The sequence below is a fragment of the Parapedobacter sp. ISTM3 genome (genome assembly GCF_016533505.1).
Lineage (GTDB): Bacteria > Bacteroidota > Bacteroidia > Sphingobacteriales > Sphingobacteriaceae > Parapedobacter > Parapedobacter luteus.
This window is the reverse complement of sequence record NZ_JAENGN010000011.1, coordinates 138,448-157,891: the sequence shown is the minus strand read 5'-3', so window position 1 is coordinate 157,891 and position 19,444 is coordinate 138,448. Positions and strand designations below refer to the sequence as shown.

General features: G+C 48.7%; 16 protein-coding genes. 3 read left to right on the top strand and 13 right to left on the bottom strand.

Going from position 1 to position 19,444, the window contains the following annotated elements; translation table 11 throughout:
* Positions 1–2: 2 nt before the first annotated feature.
* The 7 genes from hflX to JHJ32_RS15315 all read right to left on the bottom strand — a co-directional run bounded on the left by hflX (position 3) and on the right by JHJ32_RS15315 (position 6,019).
* Positions 3–1,202 carry a GTPase HflX gene (gene hflX / locus JHJ32_RS15345; RefSeq protein WP_079718004.1) on the bottom strand — a complete coding sequence of 400 codons (1,200 nt, stop codon included), beginning with the start codon at positions 1,200–1,202 and terminating at the stop codon, positions 3–5.
* A gap of 202 nt (positions 1,203–1,404) precedes the next feature.
* Positions 1,405–2,772, bottom strand: a complete 1,368-nt coding sequence (locus JHJ32_RS15340) for a sensor histidine kinase KdpD (RefSeq protein ID WP_200121533.1) — start codon at positions 2,770–2,772, stop codon at positions 1,405–1,407.
* An 83-nt stretch (positions 2,773–2,855) separates the two neighbouring features.
* Positions 2,856–3,389, bottom strand: coding sequence for a Crp/Fnr family transcriptional regulator (locus JHJ32_RS15335; protein ID WP_139378743.1), 534 nt, complete (start codon positions 3,387–3,389; stop codon positions 2,856–2,858).
* A 21-nt stretch (positions 3,390–3,410) separates the two neighbouring features.
* Positions 3,411–4,040 carry a response regulator transcription factor gene (locus JHJ32_RS15330; protein WP_200121532.1) on the bottom strand — a complete coding sequence of 210 codons (630 nt, stop codon included), beginning with the start codon at positions 4,038–4,040 and terminating at the stop codon, positions 3,411–3,413.
* A gap of 10 nt (positions 4,041–4,050) precedes the next feature.
* Positions 4,051–4,857, bottom strand: coding sequence for a sensor histidine kinase (locus tag JHJ32_RS15325; protein ID WP_200121531.1), 807 nt, complete (start codon positions 4,855–4,857; stop codon positions 4,051–4,053).
* Positions 4,788–5,405, bottom strand: coding sequence for a hypothetical protein (locus JHJ32_RS15320; RefSeq protein WP_200121530.1), 618 nt, complete (start codon positions 5,403–5,405; stop codon positions 4,788–4,790). The genes JHJ32_RS15325 and JHJ32_RS15320 overlap by 70 nt, the downstream gene beginning before the upstream one ends.
* 53 nt (positions 5,406–5,458) lie before the next feature.
* Positions 5,459–6,019, bottom strand: a complete 561-nt coding sequence (locus JHJ32_RS15315; RefSeq protein ID WP_200121529.1) for a hypothetical protein — start codon at positions 6,017–6,019, stop codon at positions 5,459–5,461.
* Positions 6,020–6,533: 514 nt separating this feature from the next.
* Between JHJ32_RS15315 and JHJ32_RS15310 the strand changes: the two genes are divergently transcribed.
* Complete coding sequence (locus JHJ32_RS15310) at positions 6,534–7,685, top strand: aldose epimerase family protein (RefSeq protein WP_079718133.1); 1,152 nt, start codon at positions 6,534–6,536, stop codon at positions 7,683–7,685.
* Positions 7,686–7,792: 107 nt separating this feature from the next.
* On the opposite strand, the gene JHJ32_RS15305 is transcribed toward JHJ32_RS15310, so the two are convergent.
* The 6 genes from JHJ32_RS15305 to JHJ32_RS15280 form a co-directional block, all read right to left on the bottom strand.
* On the bottom strand, positions 7,793–8,773 hold the full coding sequence (locus JHJ32_RS15305) for a sugar phosphate isomerase/epimerase (RefSeq protein ID WP_200121528.1): 981 nt from the start codon (positions 8,771–8,773) through the stop codon (positions 7,793–7,795).
* Positions 8,774–8,879: 106 nt separating this feature from the next.
* Positions 8,880–10,634 (bottom strand): sodium:solute symporter, encoded by a 1,755-nt coding sequence (locus JHJ32_RS15300; protein WP_200121527.1) that lies wholly within the window; start codon positions 10,632–10,634, stop codon positions 8,880–8,882.
* Positions 10,635–10,657: 23 nt separating this feature from the next.
* Positions 10,658–12,154: an L-arabinose isomerase gene (gene araA / locus JHJ32_RS15295; protein ID WP_200121526.1), complete on the bottom strand. Its 1,497-nt coding sequence runs from the start codon at positions 12,152–12,154 to the stop codon at positions 10,658–10,660.
* 49 nt (positions 12,155–12,203) lie between these two features.
* The gene (araD, locus tag JHJ32_RS15290; protein WP_370584530.1) at positions 12,204–12,911 is read right to left on the bottom strand and encodes an L-ribulose-5-phosphate 4-epimerase AraD; all 708 of its coding nucleotides are present in this window, start codon (positions 12,909–12,911) and stop codon (positions 12,204–12,206) included.
* Positions 12,912–14,576 (bottom strand): ribulokinase, encoded by a 1,665-nt coding sequence (locus tag JHJ32_RS15285; RefSeq protein WP_200121525.1) that lies wholly within the window; start codon positions 14,574–14,576, stop codon positions 12,912–12,914.
* A 96-nt stretch (positions 14,577–14,672) separates the two neighbouring features.
* Positions 14,673–15,371, bottom strand: a complete 699-nt coding sequence (locus JHJ32_RS15280) for an NUDIX domain-containing protein (RefSeq protein ID WP_079718016.1) — start codon at positions 15,369–15,371, stop codon at positions 14,673–14,675.
* 502 nt (positions 15,372–15,873) lie between these two features.
* On the opposite strand from JHJ32_RS15280, the gene JHJ32_RS15275 reads away from it, so the two are divergent.
* The gene (locus tag JHJ32_RS15275; RefSeq protein WP_200121524.1) at positions 15,874–17,442 is read left to right on the top strand and encodes an alpha-N-arabinofuranosidase; all 1,569 of its coding nucleotides are present in this window, start codon (positions 15,874–15,876) and stop codon (positions 17,440–17,442) included.
* Positions 17,439–19,418 (top strand): alpha-L-arabinofuranosidase C-terminal domain-containing protein, encoded by a 1,980-nt coding sequence (locus tag JHJ32_RS15270; RefSeq protein ID WP_233632690.1) that lies wholly within the window; start codon positions 17,439–17,441, stop codon positions 19,416–19,418. The genes JHJ32_RS15275 and JHJ32_RS15270 overlap by 4 nt, the downstream gene beginning before the upstream one ends.
* Positions 19,419–19,444 lie beyond the last annotated feature (26 nt).

The window sequence follows — 19,444 nt, the reverse complement described above, 5'->3', positions numbered from 1 at the left end:
CCTTAATACAGTAAATTATCGTAAGGATATCGTTCGGTATGCATTTTCACCACGGTGTCGTAAATTAGTTTCCTAAATTCTTCGACGTTTGTCTTGGCTGTTGCCGATATAAATACTGCCGGACTGTTGTACTTGGCCATCCAACTGCGCTTGAACTCCTCCAGCGAAGTCGGTTGTGCTTCGGTATCCGTTTCATCCGCTTGCTGCTCCCTTTCTGGTTGGTAAGCATCGATTTTATTGAATACGGTGATGGTCGGTTTATCCAGTGCCCCGAGTTCCTTGAGCGTTTCGTTTACGGCCCTGATGTGGTCTTCAAAGCTTGGATGGGAGATGTCCACCACATGTACCAGCACATCGGCTTCCCGCACTTCGTCCAGTGTTGACTTAAAACACTCAACCAGGTGATGGGGTAGTTTGCGAATAAACCCTACGGTATCGGAAAGGAGAAAAGGTAAGTTGTCGATGACGACTTTGCGGACAGTCGTATCCAATGTGGCAAACAATTTGTTTTCGGCAAATACGTCGGATTTAGCGATCAGGTTCATGATCGTCGACTTGCCCACATTCGTATACCCTACCAGTGCTACCCGAATAAGTTGGCCCCGGTTTTTTCGTTGAGTTTCCGCTTGGCGATCAATGCTCTTGAGGCGTTCCTTAAGCAGTGCGATTTTATTGAGGATCATCCGGCGGTCGCTCTCGATTTGGCTTTCTCCTGGGCCCCGCATCCCGATACCGCCGCGTTGGCGTTCCAGGTGCGTCCACATCCGGGTAAGCCGGGGAAGCAGGTATTGCAGTTGTGCCAATTCCACTTGTGTCTTAGCTTGCGCTGATTTTGCCCTGCGGGCGAAGATATCTAAGATAAGGTTGCTTCGATCAAGTATCTTCACCTTTAGTTCGCGTTCGATATTGCGCAGCTGCGAGGGCGATAGCTCATCGTCAAACACGACGATGTCAATTTCCTCGGCTTCCACAAATGACTTTATTTCGTCCAGCTTGCCGGTGCCTACAAAAGTGGCTCTATCGGGGTGATGGAGCCGCTGCGTAAATACTCCCTTTATGACACCCCCTGCGGTGTCAACCAAAAAGGCCAGTTCTTCCAAATATTCCTGTTCTTTTTCTTCGCTTTCGTTGGGCAGGATGATGCCTACCAAAACTGCGGTCTCGGGTTGTATAGCGGTGTCAAAAATTTTTTGTTTTGCCATGTGTTTAATCAGTGTAAAATAAAAAGTGAAAGTAGCGGCGCAAGGCAAAGTCTGGCGGCGCTTTTTCAAGTAAATGCTATAAGAATGGTGTTGTGCGGTATTACATGGCTTGATACGCAGTTAACAAAGTACAAAGGTAAAAAGTTTTTGGCAAAAATCCGTAATGTTAATCTTGGCTATTCGGCAATGGTTTCTTTCGGGTTCAACTAAGCTGATGTGGTTGTGGATGACTTTCTGCCTCGTACAATGGGAAAGATACAAAAAAAGTAGACCCCTTGCCGGGTGTGCTCCGGGCCCATATTTTACCGTGATTGAGCGCAGCCAATTCTTTGGATAAATATAAGCCAAGTCCGATGCCTTTCTCGCTTTCAGTGCCGTAGGTGGATTGCACATTCCTGTCGAATAACCGACTCATATCCTCGCTGGCAATGCCGATACCGTTGTCTTCAATCGCTAACGTACATGTACGGTTGTCTGCGTTTCGGTTTAACGAGATATCAACTGTGCCATTTTTCGGTGTGAATTTCAAGGCATTGCTGATTAAGTTGCGGATGATCAACTCTAGCATATCGATATCTGCCCATATTTTGACGTCCGCCTCGAGATGGGTCGTTATGGATATCCCTTTCTTGTTGGCTATGAATTGCTGCACTTCCAGTACGTTGGCAATAACAACTTCGGGTTTTATCTTGGTGGCGATTGGTTTCAGGCCTTTGATTTGCCCGGTGGTCCATGAAAGCAGGTTGTCAAGCAATTCAGAGGTGTTGCGGGCAGCGAGCAACAGTTCTGTTTTCATTGCCTTTCGCATATCGGCCGGCAATTCCTCATAAGTCAGAATTTCCAATACGCCTGTTATTGCGCTCAATGGGTTGCGCAAGTCATGGGCCAATATCGATATCAAACGTAGTTTTTCACTGTTGGATTCTTGTAACAATTTATTCTGAGCGCGGATCTGTTCGTTTTGTGCTTCAATTTTGTAGGCATGTTGCTCGGCCGTATGTTTTTCCCGTTCGTAGTTGCCGCGTAGGTAAATGGTGATGCTGTAAGTGCAGACTACAATGATAATCAGTGTGGTAGCAATATCGAGATAGCGATACTCCAGCGTAGCATAATCGGTCGCCAATATATGGGGGACAACGTATTCCAAACCGAGTAGTGATACGGGTACCACAAGATGCAGCACAGTCCAGATGCGATGAAAACGGGGATGGGTGAAAGCGATCAAAAATAGATACGTGAGCAAAAAGAGGTATAACGCCGGCCCGTTGCTCCCTGAATTATACAGGAAAGTGATGGTAACCACAACATAGCTCGCTATTGCATAGGCCAGCAGGCTGAACGTATACTGGCCATAAACCCTGGCCCTGATGATCAGGAAGACCAATATTGCTTCGATAACCACCAACATCCCCGAGACCACCCAGAGTTTCAGGGCGATATTTAGTGGGATTAAAATAAGCAGCAGCACACCGGTGATTAAACCAATGACGTTAAAAGCCCGATGCTCCAGGGGGAGCTGTTCAGGGTCTCCGACAAGTTGCCACCAGAATTTTCGAAGCCGTACCTGCATTCAGGATATTGCCAATTAACTGAATTGACAAAGTTAGCAAGATAATTAACTTCGGGAAGGCATTTTGAAACGTGTTCCTGAGTTTAAAGTACGCCTAAATAGTTGGGCTGCATCGCGAGGTAAATAGCAAGGTCTTTGATTTTAATGTATTGTATCATATTCGGATACTTTGAAATAAACGCTTGCTTGCGTTCTTTTGGGGGCAATAACAGTAGTTCTGATCGATCTTCCAATAACTGGTACCATCCACTCATCCAAGCGTCATAATGTCGGCGCAGATCGGGGAATGATACCGTAAGCTGTTCCAATTCTTTTTTGCCCACCCAAAGCAACCTACAGGGCAAGATTGCCTTTAATTGCGCCGTATCGCCCATGCTCATGGGGATTGTTGTGCCCTGCGGTATGAAACGCAGTATAGTAGGTTCTGTGTCTGCGTGGTATTTGCATTGCATCATCAGGCCTTCGGCAAGATAACAGATGCCGGGCTGCATGGTGAGCGGCCGTTCCGCAGGGCAACCGATCACGGAAAGGTGTTTGGTCAATGTTTCCCAGATACCTGAATGCATTGGAGCAAACGATTGGAGTTTTTGCTTAAATTGTTGAAGGTGTTGTTCCATATCCATGTTCGTTAAGCGGAATTAGCGGGTTGCCAACCCATTTCGGAAGGCGTAGTTAGTCAAATCATTTTTGGTTTTCAAATTGAGCCGTTGGGTGAGTGCCTCGCGGTATTTTTCTACCGTACGTCTGCTCAGGCACATTGCGTCGGCAATTTTTTCGTCAGACAGGCCCTGTGCGCACAACCGCAGGTATTCCAATTCCCTGTTGGAGAAATTTAGTAAATGGTGCAATGACGGTTTTATGTGGGTCGTGAGTGACGGGGCCTGCGAACGGTAAGCGAGATCTCCTGTATGAAGGTAACGCATCGCTGCAACAAGCTCCGCGTTGCGCACATCTTTGGAGATAAAGCCTTTGGCACCAAGCATAAGCATACGGCTGGCTGCATGCTCTTCGCTATGCATGCTCAAGGCCAGTACTTTAATGTCAGGATGATGCTGGCTTAGCCACTCCATGCTTTGGTAGCCGTCCATAATGGGCATAGCGATGTCCAGCAAGATGATATCCGGCGGCCCCAGTTCGTCGATTTTGCGTTGTATCTCACTTCCATTTGAGGCGTCGAAATGCAATATGATGTCGCTATGGTCTTCCATCAGGGAAATTATGCCTTCGCGGATGATGCGGTGGTCGTCTATCAAAGCGTATTTAATCATAGGGGCGCAATTAACGTAAAGGGCATTTCAGGCAAGCATAAGTGCCGTTCCCGGGCGTAGAGTGAATCGTAAAATCACCTTCCAATTGATTCATGCGCTCACGGATGGCGGGTAAGCCCATGCCCCCAGAAGACGCATCCACTGGGGGATGGAAGCCTATCCCATTATCCTCCACATAGATGGCCAACTGCTGCGGAGTGTGATGAAGCTGCACGCTTATGGCGCTGGCTTGTGCATGTTTGATAGCGTTACCTAATAGCTCTTGAAACGATCGGAATAACAAAATGGCCTGCTCGTGTGAGATTTCAGGCGGCGGTGCAGCCGGGCTGTCATAGCGTACAGCAAGTACCTTGCTGTCACGCACCCATTCAAGTTCCTTTGCGATCGCTTGCTGCAAGCCGCCATGTAAAATCTCGGTAGCGGAAATAAGACGCGCAAGCTGCCGAAGCTCGTGTATGCTACGCGTGATGAGCAGGTAAACGGTTTCTATCTTGTTCGTAGCTTTTTCCGGTTGGCTCAGGTCTACCGCAGACAATGTCAATGCAGCTAAGCTCATTACCTGACCGATATTGTCATGTAGATCACTTGCGATACGCTTACGGGTATTTTCTTCGGCTTCCAGCTTTACGAGCAGTTTATCCCGCTGGTGCTGCGCTTCCTGTGCGGCCTGTGCTTGGCGGTGCGCATGGATACGCCGTTGGTAAAAAACCATAAATACAACCAATACAGTGGGCATGATGAGAAAAATCAATGTGCCGTAGAGTAATAGGCGATTGATTTCCGCTCCCGATACCTGCAATAGAATGCATAACTCCATATACTGTATAAAATAATGTTCAACATGACCATAATCGCATAACGCACCGAACCTTTATAACGGGGTTCATGCAACAGGAAAAGTTGCTCATAAAGCAAGTTGCTTACCGTACTTCCAAAGTAAAAATACAGGGTCCCCACAACCCACCAAAAAGGCGCGTAAGCAAGTATGTTGGCGATATCGCTGCCATCCCAAATCAACCAAAAATAATATACACAGCCGACGACAATGAGCACCGACATTCCTGTCGTTGTGCGGTGCATAAAACCCGCACCATTCATATAAGCAAATTCTGTAAAGAAAGCACCGCCAAATAATAGCATCCAGTACCACGGCCAATACTGCGTTTTTACATAAGGTCGGAAGAGATAGGATAAAAAACTTCCGACAAAGCATGCCTCTACCCATAAGAAGACATTATACATCATGTGGTTGCTGCTTGCTTTGATAAGCATAAATCGGCCACATAATTCTACGGCGACCACGATGGCGAGGTAGGCGATGTGGAGGCGCCAAAACGGCGAGTGATCTCTCCAAAGAAGTCGCATCGCCACCAACAGACAGATAAGTTGTACAGTTTGAGCGTACGGAAACGACACGACTAATTACTCAATAGTGTAGCACCTTCTCCATTGCAGTTTTGAGGCGGCGGACAAATCTCACTTCTGTTCATCACGCCTACTTGTTCATTTAATTCGCTCCATGCACCTTGTGGTGTAAATTGATGGATATAGTGGTCCCAATGAAGGTGTCTCCCAGCGACGACCGTGTCTTTGGTCGGCACAAAGACCAGCGTATTCATGCCGGCATGATGGGGTTCATCAGGGAAGGAAAGCGCTGTTTCATTGGATCCGTATGTGGCAAAATAGATGCGTATGCCGTCTGACCCGGCCGCTTTGGCGTCGTCTACCAGTCCTTCCAGCGCTTCGAGCGCTATCCAGACAAATTGCGTTTGGAGGCTGTCGGACGTGACGTCCAACCCGCTTTGCTGTTGCTTTCGGTTGTAATTGTGCACCATCTCGCGACCGACGCTGACGGGAATAATCATTGAATCCGGCAGATGCGCATTGGCGGTAGTGCGTACAGCTGGCGAGTCATTGGCTGTTTGACAGGCTAGAACAACCAGTAATGGTAATACGGAATAGATAAGTGACCTTTTCATTATTGAGTGTGTTGTTTTCTTTCAATCTATTAGCTGAGATTGCGTCTGGTGTGTTTGCCGTGGTTTGAGCCTGCTGTATAACACAAGCTTTGGAACATATTCTTTTCGAAGCGGCAACTCATATCGGTTCATCACAGTTTAGTGGGTGAACAAATGAATTAATTATCGAGTAAAAATAGCGTCAGGAAGGCATGATGTAAAGGGTAATTTTACCCATTTGCTGTACGGCCATAAATCCGCATCGAAAGAAGTTTGATTTGGCCCTTGTCTTGCTAGCCTGCCTGCATCGTGGCCTTTAAGTCCGATCAAAATTCTTCAGTAATTAACGATATGTAGATTTTACTTTTATCTTTGCCAAGATAGTGATTAATTTGTTGCGAGGACGGTTAATTGCAGGATCATTTTTTAGTAAACCTAATGTTATACAATAATGAAGCCGGCAGAGGCTAACCGCCAGCTTACTGATGCAGTTAGTGAGAAAGCGCTTCTTTGCCGCCAAAAGGAATTATTCAACATGGAAAACAGAACACACAAGTTTACCTTTGTCTTTATGGTTGCTGCGGCCGCGATATCGGCTTGTAGCCCTGCCCACGAGCAATCTGCAAGCACCGACATGTCGGCTGTACTATCGGTGTCACCCGCAGATTTCGAGGCTGAAATTGATGGCGATTCCGTGAAATTATACACGCTGTCCAACGGAACGGCCGTTGCAGCTATCACGAATTACGGCGCGCGCGTGGTTAGTCTCCATGTACCGGACAAAAACGGTGACTTGGTGGATGTGGTGCTTGGGTACAAGGACTTGACAGCTTATCGGCAACCTGGCGAAGGGTTTTACGGTGCCGTGGTAGGACGTTACGGCAATCGTATCGCCAAGGGGCAGTTTGAATTGAACGGGCAGCAGTATCAGCTGGAGCTTAATGATGGGCCCAACACGCTGCACGGTGGTACCAATGGCTTCTTTGCGAAGGTGTGGGAAGTAAAGCATGTAACGGACAGTAGCCTTGAATTACAATATGCCTCTCCCGACGGTGATGCCGGCTATCCCGGTAAACTTGTATCTACCGTGGTGTACACACTTACTGCGGACAACGGTTTAGACATCGCCTATCGGGCGACCACAGACAAGGCCACGGTGGTAAACCTGACCAATCATGCCTACTTCAACCTTAGCGGCGAAGGTGATAGCACCATTCTGGATCATCTACTTACTATCCGTGCAGACAGCTATACCCCTGTTGACGAGACGCTGATTCCGACAGGTGAGCTTACTCCGGTAACCAATACGCCCTTCGACTTTAGGCAACCGGCAGCCATCGGTGCACGCATTGATACTGCAGATGCCCAGCTAGTGCTTGGCAAGGGCTATGACCACAATTTTGTGTTGAAAAAAGATGCCGGGCTGCAGCTTGTGGCTACGGTTGAGAGTCCTAAAACGGGCATTGTCATGGACATCCTTACCGAGGAACCCGGTCTGCAGTTCTATAGCGGCAATTTCATGGACAACGTGCAAAACGCCAAAGGGGGAAAGACGTATGGCCATCGTTCGGCATTCTGTTTGGAAACCCAACATTTTCCCGATTCGCCTAACCAGCCGGATTTCCCATCAACCGTCTTGGAACCAAAGGCCGAATATCAGACACGGACGATTTATCGATTCAGGTAGCCATTTTTCTCCGGCTTTGCTTCAATCCAGTCCGTATGTTCGGCAGCGTAGCCGGGCCGGAGTGGATTGAAGCCATTTGGCCGGTTGTGGCTTAGTCGGTCAGCACGCTAACTTAAAAGATTGCTTTTGACGTATTGGTAGCTTTTGGCTATACTCTCAAAGGGATCGATGGTGATTAAGTCTTGCTCCACGAATGCGTATCGCAATCCGGCCGCTTTTTCTTCCGCCAGTATCTTTTTAAAGTCAATGCTTCCTGTTCCCACTTCCGTGTAGGTAATTGTCGAAGTGATTTCCATCACGGGCTTGCTGTCGTAATCAGGCCCGGTCACTGTTTCGGTGTTGGCCTTATCCATGTCTTTGATATGCCAGAGCGGAAAACGGCCAGGATGTTTTTCAAAGTAAGCAGCGCTGTCTGTGCCGGATTTTTCACTCCAGAACAAATCCAATTCAAATACGACCAAGTCTTTGTCGGTATTGTCAATAAGAATATCCAGGCCTCTGCGTCCGTCTGCTAACGTACGGAATTCCCAGAAATGATTATGATAACCAATTTTGACGCCGGATTGAGCCGCGAGTTCGCCCCCTTTATTGAGCTGATCGGCCATGAAAAGATAATCATCGACGGTAAGCTTATCAATAAGCAGAAACGGTGGTACCGGCGCTATCACATATTGTTGACGTAAGTGGGCAGCGATATCAATGGACGCTTTTAAGGTGTCCAGATTGCCGTTTCCTGGCGTCAGAAAATCGGAAAGATCGTAGTGTCCGCTGTAGGTTTTTAATCCATAGTCGCTTAGTAATGCAGTCAGGTTTTTAACGGATAATCCCCAGAAGGAAGCCCCACTGCCACTGTTGATTTCAGCGCCGAAGGTCTCTACATGGTCATAACCTATCTCGGCAACGCGACTAAGTGTTGCCGATGCATCACCGGCCAGTTGGTCGCGCAATGTGTACAGTTGTAAGCCGATTTCCTCAACTGTGATGGCCGGTGCATTGGACGATGAGCAGGATAGCCAGGAAGGTGCAAGATAGGCTGCGGCGAGTCCGGCTCCAGCTTGTTTCAAAAATGTACGTCTGTCGGTATTCATGTGTTTATTTTTTTGTCCGGAGCTGGCGTGTGCTCACCCGCGGAAAAGTAGGCTAATGTAAGTCTTCAAAATTAAAATTCAAATCATATCTGTCAGTCAGCGGCGGCTATCCGCTGAAATAGCCATATGCGGCCAGAATAAGTACGATGATCCCCAGTGAAAAAATTACATCCCATTTGTTCCAGCTCGCGCGGCTTTCTTTTCGGTGCTCATCCGTGATGGTGCCGAACGTCAGTCCGGCTATTTTTTCATATGCAGGCGCAGCCGTAGCGTAGCTCACTACGAACATCACCATCAAGCTGATAAGGAAAATGATAAGGCTGTAATACTGGAAGAACATGTTGTTTATAATCCATAGGAACGAGCCTTCCGGATAAGTGAATCCACTGGACAGTTTAACGGGCGTATCAATCGCCAGCCGCAGCAAACCCAATAAGAAGCCCGTATAAAGTGCGGCCAGGCATCCTTTGGCGTTGAGCCGTTTGTGGAAAATACCTGCAAAGAAAACCACCGCAATGGGCGGTGCGAGATAAGATTGCACTCCCTGTAGGTAATCGTATAAGCCTTTGCCGCCCCGTATTACGGGTATCCATAGCAGACCGATGACAATCATAACCACTGTGGCGACACGGCCAACCCATACCAGTTTTTCCTGCGGCACATTTGGGCGGAGTTTGGAATAAAAATCTATCGTAAACAAGGTAGAGGAGGCGTTGAACGCTCCGGCAAGCGAGCTCATCAATGCAGCCAATAATCCGGCGACGACGAGACCTCGTATCCCAGCGGGAAGGATATTGGCGACCATCAGTGGAAACGCCTGCTGCGCATTATCACGGATAATTTCGCCATCAGGTCCGATCAGTTGCTGGGTCAAGGCCGGAATCTTTCCGCTTGAGGCCAGCGCGTAGCAAATAATGCCAGGGATAATAAAGATAAACACGGGGAAAAGTTTAAAGAACGCAGCGGCGATGGAACCTCTACGGGCTTCCGTTTCGTTGGGGGCTCCCAGTACGCGCTGTACAATATATTGGTCGGTCGTCCAATACCACAAGCCGATAATAGGCGCACAGAAGAGCATACCCACCCATGGATAATTATCGTTGAAATACCACGCCATGCGGCCTGTTTCCTTGACCGGGCTCCAGGTACCTTCCACGCCTTCGGGTACCAATGGCTTCCATAGGTTGAACATTTCGTCGTCTACCGCGGCGCGGAGGTTATCCCATCCTCCCATAGCCTGTAGGCCAAGGATGGTCACCAAAGCCGAACCAAAGATGAGAACAACCGTTTGGAATGCTTCAGTATACGCTACGGCCTTCATGCCCCCGATTGCTGTATATAGGCCAGTGAGGACGATGATAAGCACGGAGCCCACCCAAAAGCTGTCGAGGCCCATGAAGCCGATTTCGGGAAGCAGCACCATAAACACCATCCCTCCGGCGTATACGCCTACGGCGAGCTTTGTCAGCACATAGGCCACAAGCGAAATGGCGGAAAGCACGGTCCGCGCAGTAGGCGAAAAACGCTTTTCCAGAAACTCAGGCATTGTAAATACCTTTGAACGCATGTAAAATGGCACCAGCACCCACGCGAGGACAAGCAAACACCACGCGTGGAGCTCATAATGAGCCATGGCGACGCCATCTGTTGCACCTGACCCGGCGAGGCCTACGAGGTGTTCAGATCCGATGTTTGATGCGAAGATCGATGCGCCGATGACAAACCAGCCCAGGCTTTTGCCGGCTAAAAAATACTCCTGCGCTGAATCTTTTTTCTTTCGCATTGTCCAGGCGGCGATGCCTGCAATCAGCAGGAAATAGATGCCGACGATTATCCAATCTAGTGTCTCAAGGAGTTGCATAACGGGTTATAATTTGAGGTTAATCAATGGGTGTTGTAATAGCCTTCATTCCATCGAATTTCTTTTTGAAAGTCTGCCAGATGGGTGTTTTTTCCGATATGGAGCAGCTCGATGTTGGCTATGTTTGCAAAGTCCCGGAAGTGGTCAATAGTCAGGTTTTGGCTATAAACGGTATGGTGTGCTCCGCCGGCGTATATCCATGCGCTACATCCGGTTTTCAGGTCAGGCAAAGGCCTCCACAACACGCGCGCTACCGGTAGTTTAGGTAGCTGGTTTTGTGGTTCTTGGGCCTCGACTTCGTTGACCACCAGTCTAAAACGGTCGCCCATATCGACAAGGCTGGCATTAAGGGCTGGGCCGCCGGCCGCATCAAACACAAGCCGTGCCGGGTCATCTTTACCGCCAATCCCCAGGGGATGGACCTCCAACGAAGGCTTACCCTTGGCCAAGGCGGGATCCACTTCCAGCATATGTGCACCGAGCACCAACGTGTTTGAAGGATCGAGATGATACGTATAGTCTTCCATGAAGGCATTGCCCCCCGGTAAGCCGGAGGCCATAGCTTTTGCAGCGCGCACCAGCGCCGCGGTCTTCCAATCCCCTTCTCCGGCGTAGCCAAAGCCCGCCTGCATGAGCCGTTGCGTCGCGATGCCGGGAAGTTGTTTCAAGCCATGTAAGTCTTCAAACGTATTGGAAAACCCCTTAAAACCGCCATCCGTGAGAAATTGCCGCAGGCCGAGTTCGATCTGAGCTGCGTCACGCAGATTTTGACGTTTATCGCCTCCTGCCTGCACGTTGGGGGCTAAGGAATACGTGTGCTCGTATTCTTCAATCAGCGCGTCGATTTGGCTTTCAGTGATTTGGTTGACGATTTTTACTAAATCACCTACGGCATACGTGTTGACTGAAAACCCAAATTGGGTTTCTGCACTTACTTTGTCGCCGTCGGTGACCGCTACATATCGCATGTTGTCACCGAAACGAGCAAATTGCGCACCTTGCCAATCGTGCCACGCCGCAGCAGCGCGGGCCCATACATTGATTTGGTCAATCAGCTCATCGTCTTTCCAATGGCCGGTAACCACCTTACGATTGATTCGCATTTTTGAAACGATATGGCCAAATTCCCGATCGCCGTGCGCACTTTGGTTGAGGTTCATGAAGTCCATGTCAATACTGTTCCACGGAATATCCCTGTTGTATTGGGTGTGGAGATGCAACAACGGTTTATTGAGAATGTTCAATCCCCGTATCCACATTTTGGCAGGAGAGAATGTGTGCATCCATGTGATGATGCCGATGCAATTTGGCGAGTGGTTGGCGTCAGCAATGGTATCGTAAATTTCCGCTGATGTTTTGACGATAGGCCTGAAGCGTACCTTCACCGGAATTTGGCCGGCCTGGTCGAGGTAATTGGCAATCTCCTCGGCATGTGCAGCAGCCTGCCTTAGTGTTTCCTCCCCATAAAGGTGTTGGCTTCCTGTGAGAAACCATACTTCTAAATTTTTAAGATTGATCATATATTTCGTTAATTCGTGTCTTGCTATGTGGCTTTCGGCTTCGGCTTGACTATTGTCCGTAGTACGAATCAGGCCCGTGCTTACGTTCAAAATGTTTTTTAATGAGCGCGTCTTTCAATCGTGGTGCATCCGGATTGATCTGCTCGGTGAGCGTGGCCATTTTGGCAACATATTCCAGTACAGCGCTATTGTACACCGCCTTTTCTGCTGTTTTCCCCCATGTAAACGGGGCATGGCTTCCTACAAGAATCATTTCCACTTCCTCGTAGTTGAGCTGATGTTCTTCGAAATGGTTGAGAATCTGGAATCCCGTTTCATACTCATAGTTGCCCGCGATCATTTCGTCGGCCATGGGTGGCGCGCAGGGGATGTCCATTGTCAAGTGGTCGGCATGCGTAGTGCCATATATGGGGATGTCGCGCAGGCTTTGTGCCCATGCCGTGGCATACGTCGAATGTGTATGCACAATGGCACCGATTTTTGGCCAGTGTTTATACAGGACCGCATGGGTTTTCGTGTCCGAAGACGGACGTAAATCACCTTCGACAGTAACCCCTTCAAAATCGACGATAACCATTTTGTCAGGTGTGAGGTCGTTATACGCTACGCCGCTGGGTTTAATCGCAAACACGCCGGCTGCATGGTCGGCTACGCTGACATTGCCAAAGGTAAACAAGACAAGGCCCAACTGCGGCAGCTGCATATTGTGCTTGTATGCGGCCTGCCTGATTTCTTCGTAGTTGTTTGTCATGGTCATTTAAATGGTTATTTGCGTTTCGATGAAGTCACCAAAGCGGCTATATTGCGTATACCGCTTGGCATATATTGCCGTATGCTGGAGGTTGGGGTGATATTCCATGTCGAATCCCTGGCCCATTTGCTGCATGGCCTCTTCTACACAGCTGAATACACCAGCGGCAGTCGCAGCGAACATCGCAGCGCCTATGGCACACGTTTGTTCTGAGCGATGCACTTTGATGGGCATGCCGATGACATCGGCCATCAGCTGCATGACGAACGGCGACTTACGGGGTATTCCTCCCAGCGCAATCAACCCTTTCACAGGAATGCCTTGTTCGATAAACCGGTCTACAATCTTTTTCGCGCCGAAAGCCGTAGCCTCCACAAGCGCTCGGAATAGGCGGGGTGCATCAGACGCCAAATCGATGCCCATTATGGCTCCCTTCAATAGCTGGTTGGCATCTGGCGTACGCCTGCCGTTGAGCCAGTCGATCGCTAATTCACTGTCGGTTGACGGCGTGAGCAGCGCAGCTTGTTTGCTGAGCTCGACCAAGATTTGTTTTTCCAGCCGCTCTGCAACGTCAGTCGAAACCTTTTGGTCAAAGCCTCCCATTAGTGCTTTCAAGGGCCATATCAATAGGTTTTTGAACCAGGCGTAGGCATCACCGAAAGCAGACTGGCCAGCTTCAAGCCCAATCATACCGGGGATGACAGAACCATCAACTTGACCACAGATACCTTGCACCAATTTTCCCGCCATTTCGGATTTGGGGGCCACCAAAATATCACACGTGGAAGTACCGATAATTTTGCTGAGGTAGTAAGGTTCGATCTGTCCGCCTACGGCACCCATATGGCAGTCGAAGGCACCTATGCCCACTACTACGTTGGTGGCAAGGCCTAATTTTTCAGCCCAGGATGCACTTAAGGTTCCAGCCCCTTGGGCTGCTGTGAAGGTTTCGGCAGGTAGTTTGCCCGTAAACCCGTCCAACAGTGGATCCAGCGAAGCAAAAAAATCGTTCGGCGGAAATCCGCCAAATTCAGCGGCCCATAATGATTTATGCCCGGCAGAGCAAACGCCGCGCTTGATTTGAGTAACGTGGTTCCCGCCGCATAGCAAGAAAGGGATCCAATCACAATGTTCCACCCACGAGTGGGTGGCCTGACGTACCTGTTCATCCTGCCGGAAAATATGGAGAAGTTTGGCCCAGAACCACTCAGAAGAATAAATACCACCTACATATTGCAGGTAGTTTGTTTCAAATCGCCCGGCATGTGTATTAATCTCTGCTGCTTCCTTCACGGACGTGTGGTCTTTCCAAAGCACAAACATGGCGTTTGGATTGTCGGCAAATTCTGGGCGCAAGGATAGGGGCATCCCTTGCTGGTCAACAGCAACAGGTGTAGAACCGGTCGTATCTACCGAAATACCAACAACATTTTTGGCGATGGTATTGCCCGCTTGAGTCACGCATGAGCGAATCGTGTATTCCAGCCCTTCGATGTAATCGAGCGGGTGTTGTCTAAATTGATTTTGCGCCGGATTGCAATACAAACCCGCTTTCCAACGCGGATATTCAAAAACGGATGTCGCTATTTCCGTGCCATCAGCAGTACTTACCAATACAGAACGTACAGAATCTGTTCCAAAATCTACGCCTATAACATAACTGATATCCATAAAGCTAACTGGTTAGTCGTGTCAAATTAACATTTAATCAATGACAATTAAAAGCAAAACGAAATAAAATTTTATTTATTGCGCGTGTCTGTTTGGCTAATATTCAGGATTTGATACGAAATTCAGGAATTTTGTAAATTTTTCCTTATACGTCGCCTTATCCAATTTATAGTAAAAAGCTCCTTTTTTTGAGTTTTCTTTGTCTTTGTCTAATTGTTTAATGAGCAATCCGGTAGAACGTAGCTTCCGTGTAAAATTGCGTTTATCCAACTCCACGTCATATACTTGTTCATATAACGTCATGATTTGCGGAATGGTAAATTTTTCGGGGAGCAACTCAAAGAGGATAGGATGTAATGCTGCTTTATAACGCAATTTATTCTTTGCATTTTGCACCATCTCGTCGTGGTCGAAGATGAGCTTAGGCACCCGGTTTAAGGGAAACCATTCTGCACGATAATCATCACTAAGTTGTTTTTCATACTTTTTGATATCAATAAGCGCAAAGTATGTGATACTGACCGTACGTTCGATAGGATCCCGATTTGGTTTGCCGAAAACTAAGAGCTGCTCCATGTAGACATTTTCCAGCCCCGTGAGCTGCTTTAATACGCGGGAAGCCGCATCTTCGGGTTTTTCATCCGATTGGACAAAACCACCCATTAAGCTCCATTTGTTTTTTTCCGGTTCAAACCCTCTCTTTATCAATAACAATTTAAGTTCATATCCATCAAATCCGAAAATGATGCAGTCTACCGCAACAAGGATGCGGCTCTGTTTTATGTATCTTGTCATAATTCTTGGTTTTCACCATTCGAAGTTAATGCAATAATAGTGGATTCAAATGGGATTGTTTGACATAAATTAGCTTTTTAACATCAAATATTGTCGGAATTTATAGTGATATGTTGTCCGGAAATGACATTATTTTATCATGTCTTGATTTGTGTGCGTAAAATCAAGACTTTCGATGTGATTTTAAAAATCTGTAAATGAATAGGTTGTGCGGTGTCTAAAAATCATGCGCGACTTTTTTTAATTGTTTTCTTGACGTTTAATTAAAATTGTCCGAATTTAGTGATACCGATTCGTGTTGATCCGAAAGCGGCCCAATTATAACTAAATTGATAGGACGATGCTGGTTATCTATTTACTTCTTAGCATTCTCTTCCACGCTTGTATTGTCATTGCCGAAGGTGCTCACATCCTTGTTATTCCGGATGCGTCAGCGATGCCGCGGCTCGGGCAGTCGGGCAAGCGCTTTACATTGTACCATTTCAAAATTTAACGTAGAACCATGACACTTCATTTAAGGAAACAGCTGGTGAGCATTTTGGCGTGCGGCGCAACATGTCTGACGGCCGAGGTTGGGTTTTCACAGCAGCCTATCGTCACATTTTCAAACCAACCGTCTGACATCACCATCAGCAGGCATATTTACGGCCATTTTGCTGAACACCTTGGCCGGTGCATATATGACGGCTTCTATGTCGGGGAGAACAATACCACTGTACAGCATACAGCCGGAGTTCGGAATGATGTGGTAGAAGCACTTCGTAAGTTAAATATTCCCAACCTTCGATGGCCCGGAGGCTGTTTTGCCGATACCTACCATTGGAAGGACGGGATTGGCCCCAAGGAGTCGCGCCCAGCGATCGTCAACACGTGGTGGGGTGGAGTGACCGAAGACAATAGCTTTGGTACGCACGATTTTCTGGACATGTGCGAACTGTTGGGCGCCGAACCTTACCTTGCTGGTAATGTAGCGACCGGCGAAGTGCAAGAACTGGCAGACTGGGTACAGTATGTGAACCATGGCGGCAGAAGTCCGATGGCTGACCTACGTCGTGAAAATGGACGTGACGAACCTTGGGATGTCAAGTATTGGGGGGTTGGTAACGAAGCATGGGGATGCGGCGGTAACATGACGCCAAACTATTATGCCGATGTATACCGGCGGTACGCGACGTTCATGGCCGACTGGAACAATTCGGGGGGGATCTTCCGAATCGCGTCAGGAGCGAATAGTGGAGACTATAATTGGACGGAGACACTCATGAAGAATATCCCCCACCACCTTTTGGAAGGGGTCGCGTTGCACCACTACGCTGTAATCGACTGGAGTAACAAAGGGCCGTCGACTACTTTTTCTGAGGAACAGTATTTCCGGACGATGAAGTCGGCTTGGCATATGGAAGAACTGGTGCGCAAACATAGTGCTATCATGGATAAGTATGACCCTGACAAGAACGTCGCCTTGGTGGTTGATGAATGGGGTGGCTGGTATGACGTGGAGCCTGGCACCAATCCGGGATTTTTGTTTCAACAAAACACCATGCGCGATGCGATGATAGCAGGCATTACACTCAATATTTTCAATAACCATGCAGCGCGCGTACGCATGGCCAATCTTGCTCAAACCATCAATGTACTTCAGGCTGTTATCCTCACCGAAGGCGAAAAGATGTTGTTGACGCCGACTTACCATGTGATGGAAATGTACAAAGTACATCAAGATGCAAGGCTGATACCGGTGGAAGTACAAACCGGGGTTTACAAGTTTGGCGATGAGGAGGTACCGGCAGTGTCGGTGTCGGCTTCGTTGGATAGCTTGGGTAATACCCACATTTCGCTGGTCAATATCCATCCAACCGAAGAACAGCGGGTTACGGTAAACCTGGACAAGACGTATGGCAAGGTGGAAGGGCGGGTACTGACGTCCGGCGACCTGAAAGACCATAATACCTTCGAGCACCCGGATCGGATTCAGCCCGCCGTGTTCAATGATGCTCAGCTGAAGGACAAAATGTTGGACGTGCGGTTAGCACCGTTCACAGTTGTTGTACTCACATTACACGGATCATGAATGCGTTGAAGCAAATACTAATGATATTGTGCTGTGTGGGATATACCGCCACGGCACTGCCACAGCCGATCACGTTGACGGTAGATGTCGCCAACGCAGAAAAGCCGGTAAACCCAACCATGTGGGGACTGTTTTTTGAGGACATCAATATGGGAGCCGATGGAGGGCTGTACGCCGAATTGGTCAAAAACCGCTCATTTGAATTTTTCCGGCCGATGATGGGGTGGAGCGTGCTGGGCGAGGCGGCAGAAGGTGCTTTGGTGGTGCTCAACCGGCAGGAGCAACAGGAGGCAAATCCCCGTTTTCTTCGTGTCAACACAGAAAAGGTGGGGCCAGAAGGTTTGGGGCTGCGCAACGAAGGTTTCCGCGGCATGGGGATAAAGGAAGGGCTGCGGTATGACTTTTCGGTAATGTACCGGCAGCGGAAGCCAGGCGTTACACTGCGGATGGAGTTGATAGACAGCGCTGGAAATGTAATCGGACGGGGGAAGTTAGCACCATCGAAGGGTGCACAGGGATGGCAAAAGCAATCGGTCAGCTTCTCGGCAAATGCCACCGATCCCAAGGCCCGCTTAGCTGTTTGGTTTGACGGCAAAGGCGAAATCGACTTGGACATGATTTCGCTCTTCCCCGAAGATACGTGGAAGGGTAGGCCCGGAGGCCTCCGGGCGGATATGGTGCAGATGCTGGCCGATATGAAACCTGGCTTCCTACGTTTCCCGGGAGGGTGCATCGTAGAAGGGTTTGACCTGTCTCAACGTTTTCAGTGGAAAAAGACGGTCGGTCCCATTGAAAATCGGCAGATGATTATCAACCGGTGGAATTTTGAGTTTGGCCATCGCCCTACTCCTGATTATTTTCAGACGTTCGGCCTTGGGTTTTTTGAGTATTTTCAATTGGCCGAGGATATTGGAGCAGAGCCGCTGCCGATTTTAAATTGCGGCATGGCCTGCCAATTCAATTCTGCCGAAGTGGTACCGCTCGAACAATTGGATGAGTTTGTACAGGATGCGTTGGATTTGATTGAATTTGCCAACGGCCCGGTCAGCTCGACGTGGGGTAGATTACGCGCCGATATGGGGCACCCTGAGCCATTTGGCCTAAAGATGATTGGCGTAGGTAATGAAAACTGGGGGCCGCAGTATATCGAGCGGCTTGCTGTATTCAGACGGGCCATTAAGGACAGGTATCCCGAAATTGCCATTGTAGCCAGCTCAGGTACCGATCCGAATGGTGAACGCTTTGACTATCTCAATGGTGAATTGCGCAAAATGAGTATCGATATCATCGATGAGCATTTCTACCGCCACCCCGATTGGTTCTTTGAAAACGCCGGTCGGTATGACGGGTATGACCGTCATGGGCCGAAAGTGTTTGCCGGAGAATATGCTGCGCAAAGCGTGCGGATAGCGAGCCCCGACAACAAGAATAATTGGTTGACCGCGCTTTCTGAAGCCGCCTTTCTCACAGGTGTCGAGCGTAACGCCGACGTGGTGACGCTGGCTTCCTATGCGCCCCTGTTTGCGCATGTAGACGGTTGGCAATGGACGCCCGATCTCATCTGGGTGGACAACCTACATGTCTACGGTACCCCTAATTACTATGTCCAGAAATTGTATTCGACAAATAAAGGAACCCACATCGTGCCGATAACGAGCGATGGCCAGCCGCTTACAGGCCAACGCGGTTTATACACTTCGGCCGTATTGGATAAAAACCAGGGAGAATTGATCATCAAGGTGGTCAATCGTGCCGGTACGGCAGCGGCTTTAGGGTTGAAACTGCCCGGGATACGGCGGCTACCAAGCAACGCCGCTCTTATCGAATTGCGCAGCGACGATCCGGATCGGGCCAATTCAATCAGTGAGCCCCTAGCGGTGAGTCCGCAGGAAAAAACGGTGAAAATTGATCGTAAACAGCCCGGTTTGGAGGTAGCGCCCTATTCGTTTAACGTGTTCAAAATCAAACTGCCATGAGGCCCTTGTTTGCCTTAATTGCGATT